Here is a 19026-nt window from a genome sequence, read left to right as displayed (position 1 = left end):
GCGGAAGGCTCCACCGCATCGATACGATCCGTGGAGTCGGAGGGTGCCGTGGTTCCTGCGCGTGCTTTGCTGCACGTCGCGCGGGCCGAACCCGACCGCGCCCGGTCGGGTTCAATGATGCGGTTGCGAGGAAAGCGGCGCTTCACGCGCCACCCTCCGCGAACCGCCAGACGGGGATGCCGAGCCTGCGGGCCTTGTCGGCAAGGTTGTCGGTGATGCCGGAGCCGGGAAAGACAATCAGGCCGTAGGGTACCACCGAGAGAAGCTGGTCGTTGCGGCGGAACGGAGCCGCCTTGGCGTGACGGTTCCAGTCTGGCTTGAAGGCGATCTGGGTGACCTTGCGGTTGTCGGCCCAGCTGGCGGCGATGCGCTCGGCGCCGCGCGGGCTGCCGCCGTGGAGCAGCACCATGTCAGGATGCTTCTCCCGGGCCGTATCGAGCGCGTTCCAGATCCGGTCGTGATCGTTGCAGTCGAGGCCGCCGGCGAACGCGATCTTGGTGCCGGCCGGGACCAGCACCTCGGTTTCGGCGTGGCGGCGGGCGGCGAGGAAGTCTCTGGAGTCGATCACCGCCGCGGTCATCGCCTGGTGGCTGACCTTGGAGCCGGTGCGCGGCCGCCATGCCGATCCGGTTTGTGCCTCGTAGAGGTCGGCGGCCTCATCGCGCATGATTTCGAGCACGTTGCGGCGCTCGATATAGGTGATGCCTTCCGCGGTGAGCCGTTCGAGCTCGACCGACTTCACCTCGGAGCCGTCCTGCTCCTGCTGGCTCGAACGCTGCGCTTCCTCGTTGCGGTCGAGGCTTCGGGCGACGCGCTCGGCGGCACGGTGGAAGACGTTTGCGAAGGACCAGAGCAGGTCGTCGAGATCGGGTTCGAGCCTGGTATCGCCGAGCATGCCGGCAAAGGTCTCGACGATCCCCGCCAGGCCGGCCCGGATGACCTCGTCATCGGGCAGCGGCCGGGGATCCGGGTCGTCCTGATGCGGGCGGTGGCCGTACATCTGCAGTTCGAGGATGACGCGATCGGTCGGCGAGGAGGCGTGGTAGGGCTCGTGGGCGTCGTCGAAAGGAAGTTCGTAGGTCATGGTGGGTCTCCGTCGGTTGTGCCGCGCCCATCGCGGCCTGACAGCGAAACCCGGCCGCGCGCCGGGCGCGGCTGCACCGAAGGCCGTAGCAAAGCGGAGGACGGCGCAGCCGTTGCAGCCGTGACCGGGGGGTGGCAGGGGTCGCCTCTCGGGCAGGCCGCGGGCGCGGCCTCTCCGGCGGACCGCCGCCATGCCAGCGAATATTCCGGTGACGCCACCCCTGCCCGCGTGCCGGTTCGGGCCGTTCACCCGGGCGGCAGGAAAAGACGGGCATCCTCCGGGACGAGCTGATCGCTGAGCCATGCCGCGAGATGCGCGGGGCCGAGATGGCGCAGATCGTCGTTGAAGTCGCCGAGCTGCGGCCGCAACACCAGGGCGAGGATCCCTGATTCGGCTGCGCGCTGGCTGAGACGCTCGATGCCGTGCCGGCCGGCGGCGTCGGCATCGGCCGCGATGTAGAGGCGACGGCAGCCCGCCGGGAAGGACAGGCCCGCAAGGTGATTGGCCGAGGTGGCGGCGGCTACAGGCAGTGTCGGCATCACCGTGCGCAGCGAGGCCATCGTCTCGAACCCCTCGCCGGCGACCATGGCCGGGACGGGCGCACCGGACTCAAGACCAAGCCAGATGCCGTTGCCAAGGAGGTCTCCCAGTGAGCGGCGTGGATCAGTGAGTTGCGCCTTGCCCTGACCCGAAGGATCAAGCCAGGTGCGCTGCAGGCCGGTGATCTCCCCGTCGAGGTTGGTGACAGCGGCAATCAGCGCAGGCAGGGTCTGCGTCTCGCCGGTCACGAGATCCCTGTAGTAGCAGCCGGGATGGAAACGTAGCGCACTCTCGTGCGTGGAAAGCAGGATGCCGCGGCCGGCGAGGTATCGTTCAGCCAGCGTGCCGGCGATCGGTTGCGACATGGCGAACAGGCGACGCGCGGCCTCAGGCGAGCTGCGTGCCGCGGCAGGTTGGCGCGGCACGCCAAGGGGCTGGGGCGGTGGCAGCGGCATGGAGAGGAAGCGGCGTGCTTCATCCGCGACCTCGCGGAAGTCGACCAGACCACAGCTCTGCTCGATGACGTCGAGCAGGTCGCCATATTCCCCCGTCGCCTCGTCGACCCATTTTCCGGCTGCCTTGCCACCAACAGCCTTGAGCCGCACATGCATGGAACGGCCGCGCGTGTTGCGGACATCGCCGACCATCCAGTAATTGCCGGCGCGATGGCCGTTGGAGAGATATTCGCGGCACACCGCCTCGGCATGTTCGCCAAGGCGGCGTGCCAGCTCGGAGGCCGAACCGGACATGATCGCCTCCCCTCAAGCCACTGCAGTACGGTCGGTGACCCCGACCAGCGTATGGCGCTCGAGAAGGGAGGCGAGGATGGCGGACCCCAGCGTGGACGTCGGGATGAACAGCCGGAGCTTCCAGGAGATGATCTCGGAGATCAGCCCCAGCGCCTTCAGTCGGGGAACAAAAGCGTCCGTGAAGCCGATCAGCTCGATACGGTAATCGTTCATGACCCGACTGCGGCGCAGGATCAAGCCGTCGGCAAGTTGTAACTCGATCCTGCCCTCGACCAAGCCGGTCCATGCATCGTCCGGTGCGAGCGCCGGTACATTATCGAGCCCCAGATTGCGGAACATGGTCGTGACAAGGGTCGGCGCAATGTGACGCCCGATGATGCGTTCGCCGGCATCGGTCTGGATCCGGTAGACCTGACAATCATGGTCCGGCAGCCGACGCCAGATCGGGAGCAGCAGACCCGTCACGATGTGGAAGGTGCTGGTGGTGAACTCCGGGAGGGCGGCGACTTCTGCTTGCCACAGGTCGCAGAAAAGTTTTCGGTCGGCGGGCTGCCAGTGGGTTTCGGCAAGGGCGTCGAGACCGAAGCGCACCTCGTCCGTCGGCCGCAGCAGGCGTACGCGATGCTCTATCGTGCCGTCGTCGAGCATCAGGCTCGCCGTCGGCAGCTGTATCGCCGCGCGGTTCGACCGCGTGTTCACCAACAGAACAGATTGTGGCTCCGCGCGGGTGATCGCCAGCGCATCGACCAGACCGAGCGGCCGAATACGGTCCCTGCGCGCGACGGTCAGCACATGCGACTGCGCGCCCGAGACCGGATGCATGTAGACGGTGCGACGATCGGTGACGACGATGCTCTCCGCCGCAATCGTCTCCAGACCTTTGTCATAGGAGCCGGCAGCGATCGCGGCCTCGACCTTCGCCGTCATCAACTGCTCGAACACTTCGAACAGCAGGTTCTGTGTTTCGATGCGCAGCGCCAGCAGGCGGTTGAGCCAGGTCGTGATCGGCGGCAGCTCGTCGCGCAACCCGCCCTCGTCGGTCGTTAAAGACAGCCCGGTCACGGTCTCGAAGGTCGTGAGCGAACAACCTTCGATCTTGCCCTGATGCAGCAGCATGTAGAATTGGCGAAGTGCGGCCCGCGCGTACGGGCTCTCGAGATTGTCTTCGGCACGGAACAGCCCTGCCCCGCCAGTCTGGCGCTGGCCGCGTGTGATCGCGCCCAGCGTGTCGAGACGTCGCGCTATGGTTGACAGGAAGCGCTTGCCCGCCTTCACATTGGCGGCCATCGGCCGGAACAACGGCGGTTGCTTCTGATTTGTGCGGTGGGTCCGTCCGAGACCCTGGATGGCGTTGTCGGCGCGCCAGCCGGCTTCGAGCAGATAGTGCTTGCGCAGCCTCTGGTTTCGCGCCCCGAGATCGGCGTGGTAGGAGCGACCGGTGCCGCCGGCCTCTGAAAAAATCAGCACGCGCTTGTCGTCGTCCATAAAACTCTGGGTCTCGGCGAGGTTGGCCAAGCCTGGGCGATTCTCGACGGCAAGCCGGTCGATGCCATCGCGGCCGGTATTCTTCACGATGCGGCGCGAGCGGCCGGTCACCTCGGCGACGGTGTCGGTGCCAAAGTGATGGAGGATCTGGTCGAGCGCGCTGCCGACCGGCGGCAGCGACCCGAGCTTCTCGATCATCTCGTCGCGCCGACGCACGGCCTCCCGGCACCGGACGGGATTGCCATCTTCGTCATGGACAGGCCGCGAATAGACGTTGCCCTCCGCATCCGAATATTCCTCGAACAACTGCGTGGGGAAGGAGTGCATCAAGTACCCGCCGACGTACTCGCGCGGCGTGATGTCGACATGCAGATCCGACCATTCCTCGGTCGGGATCTCGGCAAGGCGTCGTTCCATCAGCGCTTCGCCGGTGGAGACGATCTGCACGACCGCCGAATGACCGTCGGCGAGGTCCTGCTCGATCACGCCGATCAGGGTCGGCGTCATCATCGAGGTGATGAGATGGCTGAAGAAGCGCTGCTTCGTGCTCTCGAAGGCTGAGCGTGCCGCCGACTTGGCGTTGCGGTTCAGCGTGCCTGCCTCGCTGGTGATGTTGGCCGCCTTGAGTGCGGCGGTCAGGTTGTTGTGGATGACCTGGAATGCATCGGCATAGGCGTTGTAGATGCGGATCTGCTCCTCGGTCAGCGTGTGCTCGAGGAGGTCGTATTCGACGCCGTCATAGGAGAGCGAACGCGCCGTATAGAGACCGAGCGATTTGAGATCGCGGGCGAGCACTTCCATCGCCGCGACACCGCCATCCTCAATCGCGGCGACGAATTCGGCGCGGTTGGCGAATGGAAAATCCTCGCTGCCCCAGATGCCGAGACGCTGCGCATAGGACAGGTTCTCGACCGCGGTCGCACCGGTCGCGGAGACGTAGACGACGCGCGCGTCGGGAAGGGCGTGCTGCAGCCGCAAGCCCGCCCTGCCCTGCTGCGAGGGAGCAACGCCACCGCGCTCGCCTTTGCCGCCGGCGGCATTGGCCATGGCGTGCGCCTCGTCGAAGACGATGACGCCATCAAAGTCCTTCCCGACCCAATCGAGGATCTGGGCGATGCGGGACTTCTTGCCCTCGCGTTCCTGGGAACGAAGGGTTGCGTAGGTGGTGAAGAGGATGCCTTCGGCAAGGCGGATCGGCGTGCCCTGCCGATAGCGCGACAGCGGCTGCACGAGAAGTTTTTCCTGGCCAAGTGCCGCCCAATCGCGTTGAGCGTCTTCCAGCAGCTTGTCCGACTTGGAAATCCAGATCGCGCGGCGCCGCCCCTGCAGCCAATTGTCGAGGATGATGCCGGCGACTTGCCGTCCCTTGCCGCAGCCGGTTCCATCACCCAAAAACCAACCACGACGGAAGCGGACGGCGTTCGCAACACCTTCTGGCGCGGCCGAGACGACATCGCAGGTCTCGTCAACCGTCCAGGCGCCAGTGAGATGGCCGCAATGGGCTTCGCCTGCATAGATGACGCTTTCGAGCTGGGCGTCCGACAGGAGGCCCTCGTCGATGATCGCATCAGGAAGGAGCGGACGATAGGAAGGTTTTGGTGGCGCGACGGCGGCCATGGCGGCCGATTGTACCAGCGGCGTCGGATGCGGTTTTGCGCGGGGAATGTCGATCGACTGGAGGGCATATGGTTCGTAGATCGTGTCGGTAAGCCGGCCGCCCTGCTCCGGCATCCAGTCGCGGAGCTCATAGGCGAGGGGGACAGCCGGCGTGCTGTTTGCCATGACCTGGCGAGCGGGCTTCGCCCGCGCAATCGGACGGACCGATTGGATGGTCTTCGGAGCAGCCCTTGAGACAGCGAGGGGGGCGAGAGCCGCACCCGATCGGGCACCCATGTGCATGGCGGCATTGCGCAGGATGCCGCTGGAAAATGCACCGATCGAGTCCGGAAAGCCGCCCGGCGCCCGCGGCGGCAGATCGGTGATCCAGGAGAGCAGCGTTTCAACATCCGTGGCCTTGCCGGGCGACGGGACGAAGCCGGTCGGGTCCGTGGCCGGTACCTTGTCGATAATTGTCAGGCGGGTCTCAGTGGTGGTGCCATGGCGGGCGTAGACACGGCCGTCGATCGCTGCGTTGAAGATGACGGTGCCCCGCTGCTGCAGGCCTTCGAAAGCGGGCCGCCATTTGGGGTTTTCGGGAGACAGCCCGGTGCCGGTAATGGCGACCAGGCGCCCGCCGGCGCGCAGGCGTGCGAATGCGGAAGAGAGATGCCGCCATGCCGCATCGGCGACATGGCCGTCGACATAAGCGCCGACGCTGAAGGGTGGATTCATCAGCACGACGGACGGCTCAATGGCCGCGTCGAGATGATCGTCGATATGGGCGGCGTCGTGCCGCGAGACGGGCAACCGTCGAAACAGCAGGTCGAGGAGATCGGCCCGCGTCGCGGCAAGCTCATTGACGGCGATCGAGGCGCGCGCCATCTCGGCATGGACGGCGAGCAGACCGGTGCCGGCCGAGGGTTCGAGAACGAGGTCGCAAGATGCGATCGCCGCGGCGTGCGCTGTAACGAAGGCCAGCGGCAAGGGCGTGGAGAGCTGCTGCATGGCCTGGCTCTCGTCCGACCGTCGCGTATGGGTGGGAAGAAGGTCGGCGATGCGCTTCATCATCGCCAGCATTGCCTGGGGCGTGGTCGACCGGGACAGGATCGCCGGACCGAACCGGCGCAGAAACAGCACCTGCGCGACTTCCAGCGACTCATAGGCGTCCTTCCAGACCCAGAACCCTTGCGCATCGCTGCCGCCAAAACTTGTCGTCATGGCGGTGCGCAGTGCGGCGGTGGTGACAGGCTCACCCTGCTCGAGAAAAGGCAGAAGGTGCTTTGCCGCCTGATGGATCGCCTGGGCGTTGTTGACGGCGTCTTGTGCCGGCGCGGCAAGGGAAGCGGCCGTACGGGCGACGATCGATGTGGTCGAAACGATGTTCATGGAGATGTCCTTCGCGAGAGGGAGAGTGGCCCTCACGCCGGCACTCTCTCCGCGCCAGCCGGGCCACACTCCTCCCGGCTCCCCTCTGCCTCTGGCGCCGATGCACCAAAGGGGTTGCGCTCTGCGCGAAGCCAGACTTGAATGCGCGCAGGGGATGCGGCGGCGACCTGGAGCTATGGAGGGGATGCGACGGTTCAAAATTGGCAGCGAGGTCTACGAGGAGGGAGCACCTAACCTGCAAGCGGCGCTGGCCAAGGCCTATGCCCGCACCGAGCGTCCGCTATGCCTGTGCCGCGAGCCGGGCTGCCCGATGTACATCGCCCGCATCGGCGACCTTCATTTGATCAAGCGCATGCCGCTGAGCGGCGGCGGCCATGATCCGTCCTGTGATTCATATGAATCGCCTTACGAACTGTCCGGCCTGGGCGCCTTGATGGGCAGTGCGATACAGCTCGATCCGCAAAACGGCTTGGCCGCCCTCAAGTTGGATTTCAGCCTGTCGAAGACGGGGAGCCGGGCGGCATCGGTGCCTGCGGGGCAAAGTTCCGCCGGTGTAACCGCCGATCCCAGGCGGATGTCGCTGCGTGGCCTGCTTCATTATCTCTGGCACGAGGCCGAACTGACGGTCTGGACATCGAGGTGGGCCGGCAAGCGGCATTGGTGGAATGTCCGTTGGCATCTGCTCGAGGCTGCCGGGCAAATGACAGTGAGGGGCGGACCACTCGCCGATATCCTGTTCGTGCCCGAGCCGTTTCGGGCCGAGAACAGGCAAGCCATCGAGCAGCGTCGCAACGCGGTTCTCGGCACGGCGCTCCCGCCGAAATCAGGTCCACGAAAGTTGCTCGTCCTGGTGGGCGAGATGAAGGAGATGGTTCCCGCCCGCTCCGGTCAGAAACTCGTCATTAGGCACTTGCCCGGCTTTCCCTTCATCATCGACGATGCATTGCATCGCCGTTTGCAGGCACGTTTCGAGAGAGAATTGTCGCTGTGGGCAGCGGATCCGAACTCACATCTGATGGTGATCGCGACCTTCGGACTGAACCCGGCCGGCCTCGCCATTGTCGAGGAGATTGCGTTGATGGTGGTCTCCGAGAACTGGATTCCCTACGAGACGGTCCCGGAGAAAAGGCTCGTCGATGGGCTCGCCCGCCTGCGCGAGAAGAGCGTGAAGGGATTGCGCTACGACCTGCAAACCGACCAACCGATCGCCAACGCTTTGCTTCAGAACAGGCAAGAGCCGATCGCCCTCTTTGTTGTCCCGGCCGGTGCGGACGAAGCGTTCAACGCTTCGTTGCAGGATTTGATGGCCGCGCGTCCGGAGATCGGCTCCTGGGTCTGGCGGGTCGGCGAAGGCGATATGCCGCCGCTACCCCTTTGAGCGTCGGCGGAATTTCCAACGCGCCTCAGTATGCCTTAGGCCAGGCCCAGCTTCTTCTTGAGCTCGGCATTTTCCTTGCGCAGACGGTCAGCGAGCAGGTTCTTAAGGCGCTTGTTTTCTTCTTCTAGCGCGACAAGATCACGGAGATCGCCGCTGTCCGAAGCGGGCGCCACAGCCCTCTTCCAATAATAGTAGGTCTGCTCCGATATGCCGGCCTGGCCGACCGCAATCTTGCTGGTCGCGCCGGCAGCGATCGATTTCTCGATCTGGGCAAGCTTCTGGGCGCGTTCCTTCTCGGAATATGTCTTGCGGGCGGTCTTCGCTGCCACGGGAGCTCCTGCGGCCGCGGGCGCAGGTTTCGCTCCGTTCTTGCGGGCCGGCTTTACGAGCTCTGCCTTCGATTTCTTTTCTCGCGGAACTTTCTTCTTGGATTCAGGCACTTCCACTTTGGCTGGCGCTACTGTCGTCTGAACAGTCTGAGCGTCCTGAAAATCGGCCATCATATACTCCGCTTGTGGTTTATCCCCTTCTTCAGCATCAAGGGGTCTTATACTGAAGTCAATGACCTGGGAATTTGGGAGCGGAGCAGCATAGCCCGGCTGCGTCATCTCGGTGGCAATCTTGGACAGGTCGAGATCGCCCCCAGATCGAATGGCTTGGCTTCTGCTTACCGCGCCTCTGTTTCATTTCCACGATGAATGGCCGGATCTGGCGCTTCATAGTCTGTTCCTTGATATCAGCATGACTTGCAAGCCAAGTCGCAGTTCGTGTTAGCGAGTACCCGACGTATCATATCGCTTTCGCCGTGCTTTATCGGAGAAGCTCCGCAACGAGCAAGCGGTGTGTCATGGGCCTAGGGCAATCGGCTCAATCAACGAGGCAACATGCCTACCGAGAGAGAGCTGCCTCATACACGCGATGCTCAGGCGTCTAGCCGGCGGAGTGCGATGACTGTGCACAATTCCGGCTGGACCTGTTGCAATCCTTATATTCTTGGGAACTAATCTTCTCATGGCGGCGGATGAGCTGGACGCGCTTGTTTTCGGGATGGCGGTCGACAGCGTTCGTGCGCTTTCTGTTCCTTTCGCGGAAAAAGTCGCGGAAGTCGCCCACAGAAGCCAGGGCGTGCTGCTTTTCAATTTGCGCATCGATGGCGACATGGAACTTCAGCGCGTCGCCGCCATCCGGTATCCAAGCAATCAGACAGGGGTTCTGGTGCTGGATAAGCAGGGCTTGTTGACCAGCCATTGCATGGTCAATGGCACTTTCTCCAGCTTTATCGCTCCGTTGGAGGACTGGAACAATATGCCGCTCGCAACGCAGGCCAGGACGAGTATCGCCGGCCCGGCCAGCTTGTTCATCGGCGCTTTACGCAATGCCGGGTACTTCCCGCGTGGCAGGCACTGAAGTTTTGCTGAAGGCCGGATGCTTGTATCCTCGTTGCAGTTGGCCATACGGTCTCGCATGTCCTTCGTCAGCTCCGACGCAATCGCACTTTGGACAGGTACTCGGCGATCTCGAGATCCGACAGGTCATCGAGCAGCCTGAAGGCAGCATCATGCCTTCCGGCGTTAACGAGAATCGTGCGTTTGCCGCGATGTTCGGCCCACCCGGTCTCGGGGTCTGCATTGCGGGCTGTCCCCCTGAGCTCGACAGGGGTTATGTTCCAGATCGCCTCGAGCTTTTCCGCGCGGGTCATGCTGTCGCTCGCGCCGGTCTCGTGGGCGATGATGGCGGCGCGCATCTTGTCTGGCGACTGCCGATCCGTGAGATCGCAGAAGCCATGAAACCAGCGCTCCCGGCCCCGGATCCGGATCGCGAAGAATACGCTGGTCACGTTGCCGGCCTTATACTCCGACATTCCGAACATGCCGGTGCGCATGAAGAGCGGCGGCAACAAATCTAGCATGAAGTGGTATTCGGACGCGGTGATCTCAAACCACTCGCCTGAATAGGGAGTGCCGGAATTGGGATCGATGCCGGGAGTGTCTTTGTGACGGCTGAACAGTTGGAACATCTGCTCGCGGGTGGCGACGCCGTCGAGCACCTTCCTGAAGGGTGGATGTGCGGTCATGAGGTTCTCCTGAAGGCAAGTCGGCCACGCGCGGCATCGCCGCGCCATGGCAACTGCTTGCTGTGTTGTGGCTGGCGCGGGCCGAGCCTGCGGCCGGTTATTCGGCGGCCTGAAGGTGGTCGGCCTCGTCGCCGTCTATGGTCACCGGCTCATCGGAGGACGGATCCGCATCGTCGGCGAGGAAGGCCGGCAGCTCGGCGGCATCGTCGTCGGGAGCCGCCTCTTCCGACATCTCGCCGGCGACCGCGTCGCCAGCATCGGAAACCACTTCATCGACCTCAAGGCGCAGCGGCTCGGGCAGCCAGTTCGATCCTTCGAGAAGACGGGCGGCTTCACGGGCCATGATGTCCTTCTTCATGTGGTCGATCAGCTGCGCGGAGTCTGCGCCACGCGCTTCACGCACAGCCTGCAGGATCCGCGCCTTGGTGAGCCGCCCGAGGAACTCGACCGTGGGCGTCCAGCCTGCGTCGACCATGTCGAACTGGAGCGAGCGGCCAAGCCTGTCTGCATGCTCGAGCGCCTTCGGTCGCCTGTTCCAGGGTTCGACCACCGCATTGAGGGTCAGCGAGACGCAGTGCGCGAACAGCGCCTTGCGGCTTGCTTCGTCGAGGCCGAGAAGGAAGTCCCACAGGGCTTCCGCTTCATCGGGCAAATCGCGGTCCCAGGCTTCGTGCCGCTCGGCGACCTCCTTGGCCCAGGATGTCTCGGCAAGACCGTCGACCTGGCTAAAGCTGCCGCTCTTCAGACTGATCTCCAGGCACGTGTCCGGCGCGAAGCGATAGAAAACCTGCAGGACGAAGGCATGGAGTGCGGCGACGAAGGCGATGTCGACGTCACCGGCGAGCGCGTTGCGCAGTGCCAATGTCCGCTGCGCGGTCAGGTCGAAGACGAGCCGATCGGGCAGTGGCTTAATGCGATCGTCCTCGCCATCATCGCCAGAGGCGTCGTTCACCGGCTTGCCGTTGACGACAACACCATCGCCATCGTCGTCGCCATTGGATCGGTTTCCGCCGTCGGCGCTCCCTTCCTCGCCCTCATCGACATCGCCGGGTTCGGTCCGCGGTTCGTCCTCTGACCGTACGAAACCCGCGTCGACCTGGAGCTTGCCATTCGCGGCAAGCGTAACGAACACACCGGCGATGGACTTCTGGGCGGGATCGTAGCTTTGAGGACGATCATCGATCGCATCGAGCTCAGCTCCCAGCTGGTCGAGCTTCGCCTCGATTGCTTCGTCGGCATCCTCGGCCTGGGCATAGTCCGCATCCAGCTTGGCGTATTCGGCCTTCAGCGCGTCATAGCGTTCGATCTCCTCGGCGCTGAGCTCCTGCGCTTCGGCGTAGATGCGCCGCATGCCAGAGGTGTGGCCATAGGGAAAGCTGATCGCCGCCTCGACCCATTTCCAGCCGTCGGTGCGGATTGCCTCGGCATCCATCTTCAGCCTGTCGAAGACCAGTTGCTCAAGAAGTCCGGCATCCTGGAACCAGCCGCCGGAATCCTGCTCGAACAGGTCGCGAAGGATGATGCCGCCAGCCGCCTCATAGGCTTCGGCGCCGACATAGACGGCCCGGCGATCATCGGCCCGCACCGTCGTCTCCGTCAGCAGGCGCCTGATGTAGTATGGTTCCTGCGTGTGCGAGCTGGCAATCCGCTCCCAGACCTGTTCCTGGCGCGCATGATCGTCCGCGATCGAGAACGCCATGAGCTGTTCGAGCCGGATTTCGTCCTTCTCGTAGAGATCGAGAAGTTTCGGTGACACCGAGGCCAGCCGTAGGCGCTGCCTGACCGTCGCCGACGATACGAAGAAGCGGGCGCCGATCTCGTCGGGATCGAGGCCCTGATCGCTGAGCGTCTTGAAGGCCCGAAACTGGTCGAGCGGGTGCAGGTCGGCGCGCCGCAGATTTTCGGCAAGCGAATCTTCCTCGGCCGAGGTCTCCTGCCCGCGGTTGACGATGCATGGGATCGGCTCGTTCTTCGCCAGGCGCTTTTGCTTGATGAGGATCCCGAGCGCGAGGTAACGCCGGCCGCCGGCGGGCACCTCGAACGTGCCGGTCTCCTCGCCTTCACCGTCGAGCACAGGACGGACGTTCAGGCTCTGGATCAGCTTTCGCCGTCCGATGTCTTCGGCCAGCTGCTCGATCGACACGCCGTCCTTGATGCGCCGAACATTCTTCTGCGACAGCATCAGCTTGTCATAGGGAATATTCTCCGCTGCGTTCATCGCGATCTTCTCAATGGCGTTCTTTGCCATGGTCAGGTTCTCCATGACGGGCGGCCCGGGGCCTCTCCCCGAACCTCCAAACCCGTCAGAACCCTCCCCTCCCTCCTCTGCCTCCAGGCCTCACGCCAACTTGGCCCCGGCTCGCGGATCTCGACGCGATCGTGCCACCCGCGGGCCTCCAGCACGTTGGCGTCACAGGGTTCTCCCATGAAAAAAGCGCCGTCCTCTTGCATCGGAGGACCGCGCTGGGATCGATGGAGACGGCCCGTAGGCGAGGCCGGCGACGAGAGTTTCGCCGGCCTGCGCAGGATCAGGCGGCGAAATCGAGAAGCTTCTTGGCCTTGCCCTCCATTTCCAGGCGAACATCCTGATGCGGCTTGTCGCGCGCGATCCGCGTGATGCCCTGCACGAAATCAAAGATTGATTCCGGCGGTCTGCCTTCCTCCATGAGAACAATATCGATGATCTTTGCAGTCTCGGACTTGGAGAAGCCGCGCTTGCGCAGGAAGCTCTGGCGATCGTCGTCGTCCCGAGCGACGATCCGTTGCCGCGCTGTCTTGATGCCGTTGACGAACGGCATGGGCGAGGAATCGGCAAACTGGATCAGGGCCGGCTCGGCCTCCAGGGCGAAACGGGAGGCTGCGTATTTTGAATGGCGGATGGTGATTTCCTCGAAATCTTCCACGCCCCACAGATTTCGATTCTGGCACACTGCGCGCAGATAGAAGCTGGCGATCCCGAGGGTGCGGGCTCCGACTTCGGAATTCCAGCAGTAGAAGCCGCGGAAATAGAGATCCGGTTCCCCATTCGGCAACCGCCCGGCCTCGATCGGGTTCAGATCGTCGACGAGGAACACGAAGACATCGCGATCAGACGCGTAGAGCGTCGTGGTGTCCCAGGAGATGTCGACGTGCGGATTGTATATTCCCGTTGACCAGTCGAGCACGCCGGGTACTTTCCAGCGCGTGTCGCCGGTACCGTTGCCGGCGATCTTTTGCACGGCGTCCACCAGCTCCGAGTCAAATATTCTGCCGTAATCAGGGCCTGTTACAGCTCGCAGTTCGAGGCGTCCGTTCTCGATTTCCAGCGTCTTCACCTGCTCGGCACGGTGATTGAGGAGACCATGCTGAAGGTTGATCGCTGCGAGCGGAGCAGGAAGCTGGCGAAGATAGGTGGCCGGCGCGCCGACCAGGCTGGCTAGTTGGCCAAAACTCCAATGGGTGGGGGCAACTGGGGCCGACGCATCGGGTAGCATTAGCCTCAGGCGCTCCGGGTCGTCGCGGCTGGCCTCGACGCGGATCAGCTCACTTTCGACGACGCGGGTCTTGCTGCGCTCCGATCGGCTCTTCACCGAATTCCGAAGGTCGGTGAGCGATAGGTATCGCTCGTCCGCTGGCCGGTTGAACCATTCTGACGACACGCGGCCGATGCGTTGGCCGCGGCTGACGTCGACCTTGTAACCAGCACGCTCGTTGCGCTGGGGCGTGTGAATTTCCATCTGGGTCATGGGTGTGGCTCCTCGGCGGGCGCCGGGAGACTCTCTCCTGGACCTTCACCCGCCACCGCAACCCGCCCGCACTCCTCCTCTCCCGGCATCCGCGCGCCACCAGAAGCGTCGGCGTAGCGGCAGCGGCCGCGTCAGGGTTGACGCCCAAGACGGAAGGCTCGGGTTTCAGGAACGCTTGCGCCTGAGGTCGGGACCAGCGCGATGGAACATGTCATGCAGGCGGCCCAACGTAACCCCGGGCATTTCGAGAAATTACCTCAATCGTAATTACCCGATCGGTTCAGCACAGTACTACCAGGCAAGCGGCATCATTAACTGGGTGGCACGCCTCTATGACGGGGAAGGGATCTGTCCCACCGAATAAATACGCGCGCAAAAGTCGAGACGCATCGCTGTTAACCGCAGCATCGCAAAATGCTGCCGGGGATTCATTGCTTCTACCGACAACCACCACTATGAAGCAGCACTTCGCCGACTGTCTTTCAAGCTACTCTGGAGAGTTTTCATGACAGAAGAAGCCGACAACAAAACCGACGTCCTCATCGAGTTCACCGCTGATGTCGTCTCAGCCTATGTCTCCAACAATCCGGTCCCATTGGGCGATCTCCCCGCCCTGATCGACCAGGTGCACGCAGCACTGAAAGGCACGATCGGCAACGTTTCCGCAGAAATGCCGGAAGCGCAAAAGCCTGCGGTGCCGATCAGGAAGTCGGTGACACCGGACTACATCATCTCCCTTGAGGACGGCAAGAAATTCAAGTCGCTGAAGCGCCATCTGTCGACCCACTACGGACTGACGCCGGATGAATATCGCGCCAAATGGGGTCTCCCGGCTGATTATCCCATGGTCGCGCCGAATTACGCCGCCGCGCGCTCGGCATTAGCCAAGACGATGGGGCTCGGCCGCAAACCGAAAGCGGCGGAGCCGACGAAGCGGGTTCGCAAGAAGGTCGCAGCTTGATCAGGCAATCGAGCCTCGCTCTGGAGGAAGGCGGGGACCCCCGCCTTCCGTTTCAAGAAGTTCCTTTATCTCCACGGAATTCGCAACGCCTTGCAGCAATCTGCTAACCCGCCCTTGCAGAACACCCAGAACTTACCATGGACGCCGTAGCGTATGTCTAAATATGAGCCTGCGCTAATATCGTGAACGAAAGGTGAATCGCGCTTGTGCGCATCTGGAACTTCGCTCTCGTGTCACGGTTCCAGAGCGGCTGAACGAGAGGAGGACAACCATGGTTTCACCACACACCCTGAAGGGCATAGGTTACCTTGTGTCGACAGGCAGCGTGGTCTTATTGGCGATCGTCAGCGGGAAGAGCGCATCTCAAGATTTTTGGGTGGCAGCCTGCCTAGTCGGCGGGGCCGCCACATCAATGATTGGCATGTGCTTCCGTTGGGCGTCTTATGTGATCGAGAAACGCCAAGGGGCTGCGACCTGAATTCGTCGATCAGCCTCCGGCTGCCGATCAATTAATATGCAACATTGCCGCCGCCGTTACGTGGATTCGGCCACAGGTGGCACATGAGATCCATGAGGTTCCGAGGGAGGAAACGGAACTGAGACCTGCTGAGTCAGTTGTCGGAAAGATGGGTTCTCGACCCTGGATTTGCCTAACTTTGGCAGGGCCAGGCGTCGCTCGATCCTAGCAACAGTCGAGCGCAGGGTTGCGGTAGCGGTAGCACGAATGTCACGCGCGTTCCGACCTCAATCAGTTACCATAGAGAATGCGTCGTTGCTCGCAATCGTCAGGTCTGGATCAGACCGGCGCGACGCGCCGCCTTCAAGAAGGCCCTTCTTGCTTGTTGCGGGCGCCGCCAACCGTCCAGGGAATCGCGGCAAGTGCGGCAGGCTGCTCGATAGCTTGGTCCTCTCGCCCATATTGGCCATTGGTCGTGAAGGCACTCGAGCGCTTCCCAGGAACTGGCAACGATGCGCTCCCTTGCGGGCTTCACGCGAAGTCTCACTGGTTCGGGAAATCGAACATCCCTCATGGTTTTCTCCGCTCGCACGGTTCGATCACATCGAGTTGTTGTAATGGCCTCCTGAAGCGACGCCCAAGGCACCGACTGCGTTAGCCGCGACGACGTCCCCTGCGGCCGGTACAAGCAAATCCATGCGGCGGGCGAAGGCAACAAAAGTGCTACGAGCGGTTTCGGCATCCACATCGCCGGCAAGGGCTGCCCGACAGGCATTGAGCGCGATCCCATGAGCAGCGTTTCGCTTCGATGGCGGCCATTCATCCAGCAGGACGAAGGCGTCCTGTACACTTTGAATGTCGGTCGGAAACCCAAGACCCACGAGCACCCTTACGGGATGCTGAAACTGGTTGTGTTCCATGTTCTCCTCCGTTTCACGTGTTTAGCTCAATCGATCGGAAACCTTTCCCACGGCGCGTGGTCGACAGGTTGCGTGCGTCGCGGCTTAGCCTACCTAACTCCCGTTTCCAGGAGGGCCTTTGCCGTCGGTAAGATTCCGCGCGGCCAGAAACATCACCGTGTATGCTGCTTTGCGCCGATCCCAACCCGCGGCCTCCGCTCTGTCGAGCAACTCGACCAGTATCGGGTCAAGCGCAACCTTCAGGTCTGCTTCGTAGTTCAGATCGGTGGCCGCGCGTGACGGCGGGGGGATTACGTTCAAGTTTATCACGTTCATGGCCTTACCATTTGTCAGGGTGTCCGCGCCCACCGGGCGCGGACACCGCTGCGTTTCCTCAGAAGTCCATGCCGCCAGCCGGCATTGCCGGAACCGCGGGGTCCTTCTTCGGCTTCTCGGCAACCATCGCTTCCGTCGTCACCAGCAGGCCGGCAACCGATGCCGCATCCTGGAGCGCGGTCCGCACCACCTTCACCGGGTCGATGACGCCCTCGTTGTAGAGGTCGCCGAACGCGTTGGTCTGTGCGTTCCAGCCCCAGCCGAACTCCGGTTTCTCACGCAGCTTGCCGACGATGATCGAGCCTTCCGCGCCGGCGTTCTCGGCGATCTGGCGCACGGGCGCCTCGATCGCGCGGCGCACGATCTCGATACCGTGTTTCTGGTCCTCATTCTCGGCCTGCACGCCGTCCAGTGCCTTGGCGGCGCGCAGAAGCGCCACGCCGCCACCTGGCAACACGCCTTCCTCAACCGCAGCGCGCGTCGCATGCATGGCATCGTCGACGCGGTCCTTGCGCTCCTTGACCTCGACCTCGGTCGAGCCGCCGACGCGGATGACGGCGACGCCGCCGGCGAGCTTGGCCAGCCGCTCCTGCAGCTTTTCCTTGTCGTAGTCGGAGGTCGTCTCCTCGATCTGCGCCTTGATCTGGCTGACGCGACCCTGGATCTCGCTCTTCGAGCCGGCGCCGTCGACGATGGTCGTGTTCTCCTTCTCGATCACCACCTTCTTGGCGCGGCCCAACATGTTGAGCGTGACATTCTCAAGCTTGATGCCAAGATCTTCCGAGATCGCGGTGCCGCCGGTGAGGATGGCAATATCCTCCAGCATCGCCTTGCGGCGGTCGCCGAAGCCCGGCGCCTTGACGGCGGCGACCTTGAGGCCACCGCGCAGCTTGTTGACGACCAGCGTCGCCAACGCTTCGCCCTCGACATCCTCGGCGATGATCAGCAGCGGTTTGGACGACTGCACGACAGCTTCCAGCACCGGAAGCAGCGCCTGCAGATTGGACAGCTTCTTCTCGTGGATCAGAACATAGGGCTCTTCCAGTTCGACGCGCATCTTGTCCTGGTTGGTGATGAAATACGGGCTGAGGTAACCACGGTCGAACTGCATGCCCTCAACGACTTCCAGCTCGGTCTCGGCGGTCTTGGCTTCCTCGACGGTGATGACGCCCTCGTTGCCGACCTTCTGCATCGCTTCCGCAAGGAAGCGGCCGATCTCGGCGTCGCCATTGGCCGAGATGGTGCCAACCTGGGCGATCTCGTCATTCTTGGTCACCTTGCGGGCATTGGCCTTCAGCTCAGCCACGACGGCTTCTACTGCCTTGTCAATGCCGCGTTTCAGGTCCATCGGGTTCATCCCCGACGCGACCGCCTTGGCGCCTTCGCGGACGATCGCCTGCGCAAGAACGGTCGCGGTGGTGGTGCCGTCGCCGGCAAGATCGCTGGTCTTCGAGGCGACTTCGCGGACCATCTGCGCGCCCATGTTCTCGAACTTGTCCTCAAGCTCGATTTCCTTGGCGACGGTGACGCCGTCCTTGGTGATGCGCGGGGCGCCGAACGACTTGTCGATGACGACGTTGCGGCCCTTGGGGCCGAGTGTCACCTTTACCGCGTCGGCGAGGATGTTGACGCCGCGCAGCATCTTCTCGCGCGCGTCGGAATGGAATTTCACTTCCTTGGCAGCCATTGGATCACTCCTTCAATAGGCAGTTTCATCGAATTGCGGTTGGACCAGCGCCTCGGTCAGGCGGCCTTCTTGACCGCCGTGGCCTGCTCGATCACGCCCATCACGTCGCTTTCCTTCATGATCAGCAGGTCCTCGCCGTTGAGCTTGATCTCAGTGCCGGACCATTTGCCAAACAGGATGCGATCGCCGATCTTGACGTCGAGAGGCGTGAGCTTGCCGCTCTCGTCGCGGGCGCCTGGGCCTACGGCAATCACCTCGCCCTCCTGCGGCTTCTCCTTGGCGGTGTCGGGGATGATGATGCCGCCGGCCGTCTTCTCCTCGGCTTCGATGCGGCGGACCAGGATACGATCATGCAATGGACGGAACGTCATATCGTTCTCCTTCGGGACAAACAGATTTTTGAGGTTCCTCCACGCCGGACCGGCAATATCGGGCCGGCGTGGGGCACCGCGACCCTTTTTCAGGCATCGCGCGTATATCGAGCTAGTTTTGCATTTTTCGGGTTTCAAGGGGTCGCTGGAAAAATTTTGGCACTCTGTATTCAAGAGTGCTAGGGACATGAATTCATGAAGCTATTTTCGCTAAGGGCGCGCGACTTTCAGGTCTTGAAATTCGATCCGAACTCCACGAAATTTTGTGCGATTGGAGTCCCAAGAAGACAACGAT

General features: G+C 62.8%; 14 protein-coding genes. 3 read left to right on the top strand and 11 right to left on the bottom strand.

Translation table 11 applies throughout. The features are described from left to right. Positions 1 to 142: 142 nt before the first annotated feature. The 3 genes from JG743_RS33070 to JG743_RS33060 all read right to left on the bottom strand — a co-directional run bounded on the left by JG743_RS33070 (position 143) and on the right by JG743_RS33060 (position 6843). Positions 143 to 1084: a DUF2493 domain-containing protein gene (locus JG743_RS33070; protein ID WP_199201028.1), complete on the bottom strand. Its 942-nt coding sequence runs from the start codon at positions 1082 to 1084 to the stop codon at positions 143 to 145. Between the two features lie 245 nt (positions 1085 to 1329). Continuing rightward, positions 1330 to 2373: a DUF7146 domain-containing protein gene (locus tag JG743_RS33065; RefSeq protein WP_199201027.1), complete on the bottom strand. Its 1044-nt coding sequence runs from the start codon at positions 2371 to 2373 to the stop codon at positions 1330 to 1332. Positions 2374 to 2385: 12 nt separating this feature from the next. Continuing rightward, positions 2386 to 6843 (bottom strand): strawberry notch family protein, encoded by a 4458-nt coding sequence (locus tag JG743_RS33060; RefSeq protein ID WP_199201026.1) that lies wholly within the window; start codon positions 6841 to 6843, stop codon positions 2386 to 2388. Positions 6844 to 7027: 184 nt separating this feature from the next. Between JG743_RS33060 and JG743_RS33055 the strand changes: the two genes are divergently transcribed. Next, positions 7028 to 8221 carry a DUF1173 domain-containing protein gene (locus JG743_RS33055; protein ID WP_199201025.1) on the top strand — a complete coding sequence of 398 codons (1194 nt, stop codon included), beginning with the start codon at positions 7028 to 7030 and terminating at the stop codon, positions 8219 to 8221. Between the two features lie 35 nt (positions 8222 to 8256). On the opposite strand, the gene JG743_RS33050 is transcribed toward JG743_RS33055, so the two are convergent. Continuing rightward, the gene (locus tag JG743_RS33050; protein ID WP_199201102.1) at positions 8257 to 8721 is read right to left on the bottom strand and encodes a transposase; all 465 of its coding nucleotides are present in this window, start codon (positions 8719 to 8721) and stop codon (positions 8257 to 8259) included. A gap of 511 nt (positions 8722 to 9232) precedes the next feature. Between JG743_RS33050 and JG743_RS33045 the strand changes: the two genes are divergently transcribed. Continuing rightward, positions 9233 to 9628: a hypothetical protein gene (locus JG743_RS33045; protein WP_199201024.1), complete on the top strand. Its 396-nt coding sequence runs from the start codon at positions 9233 to 9235 to the stop codon at positions 9626 to 9628. A 67-nt stretch (positions 9629 to 9695) separates the two neighbouring features. Here the strand turns inward: JG743_RS33045 and JG743_RS33040 are convergent, their stop codons facing one another. The 3 genes from JG743_RS33040 to JG743_RS33030 form a co-directional block, all read right to left on the bottom strand. After that, positions 9696 to 10295, bottom strand: coding sequence for a DUF1419 domain-containing protein (locus tag JG743_RS33040; RefSeq protein WP_127266138.1), 600 nt, complete (start codon positions 10293 to 10295; stop codon positions 9696 to 9698). Between the two features lie 97 nt (positions 10296 to 10392). Next, on the bottom strand, positions 10393 to 12543 hold the full coding sequence (locus JG743_RS33035) for a ParB/RepB/Spo0J family partition protein (RefSeq protein ID WP_199201101.1): 2151 nt from the start codon (positions 12541 to 12543) through the stop codon (positions 10393 to 10395). Between the two features lie 280 nt (positions 12544 to 12823). Beyond that, entirely contained in the window at positions 12824 to 14020 is a 1197-nt protein-coding gene (locus JG743_RS33030; protein WP_199201023.1) for a DUF932 domain-containing protein, read from the bottom strand. 505 nt (positions 14021 to 14525) lie between these two features. Between JG743_RS33030 and JG743_RS33025 the strand changes: the two genes are divergently transcribed. Further along, complete coding sequence (locus tag JG743_RS33025; protein ID WP_199201022.1) at positions 14526 to 14981, top strand: MucR family transcriptional regulator; 456 nt, start codon at positions 14526 to 14528, stop codon at positions 14979 to 14981. Positions 14982 to 15766: 785 nt separating this feature from the next. Here JG743_RS33025 and JG743_RS33020 read toward each other — a convergent pair. The 4 genes from JG743_RS33020 to groES all read right to left on the bottom strand — a co-directional run bounded on the left by JG743_RS33020 (position 15767) and on the right by groES (position 18731). After that, entirely contained in the window at positions 15767 to 16012 is a 246-nt protein-coding gene (locus tag JG743_RS33020) for a DUF982 domain-containing protein (protein WP_199201021.1), read from the bottom strand. A 25-nt stretch (positions 16013 to 16037) separates the two neighbouring features. Then, positions 16038 to 16358: a DUF982 domain-containing protein gene (locus JG743_RS33015; protein ID WP_199201020.1), complete on the bottom strand. Its 321-nt coding sequence runs from the start codon at positions 16356 to 16358 to the stop codon at positions 16038 to 16040. Positions 16359 to 16731: 373 nt separating this feature from the next. After that, complete coding sequence (gene groL, locus JG743_RS33010) at positions 16732 to 18360, bottom strand: chaperonin GroEL (RefSeq protein WP_199201018.1); 1629 nt, start codon at positions 18358 to 18360, stop codon at positions 16732 to 16734. A gap of 56 nt (positions 18361 to 18416) precedes the next feature. Then, complete coding sequence (gene groES / locus JG743_RS33005; RefSeq protein WP_199201016.1) at positions 18417 to 18731, bottom strand: co-chaperone GroES; 315 nt, start codon at positions 18729 to 18731, stop codon at positions 18417 to 18419. Positions 18732 to 19026 lie beyond the last annotated feature (295 nt).

Origin of the sequence: Mesorhizobium sp. 131-2-1 (assembly GCF_016756535.1) — a bacterium.
In the GTDB taxonomy this organism is placed as follows: domain Bacteria; phylum Pseudomonadota; class Alphaproteobacteria; order Rhizobiales; family Rhizobiaceae; genus Mesorhizobium.
The sequence above is the reverse complement of the archived record's forward strand: the minus strand, read 5'-3'. Positions and strand labels throughout refer to the sequence as shown.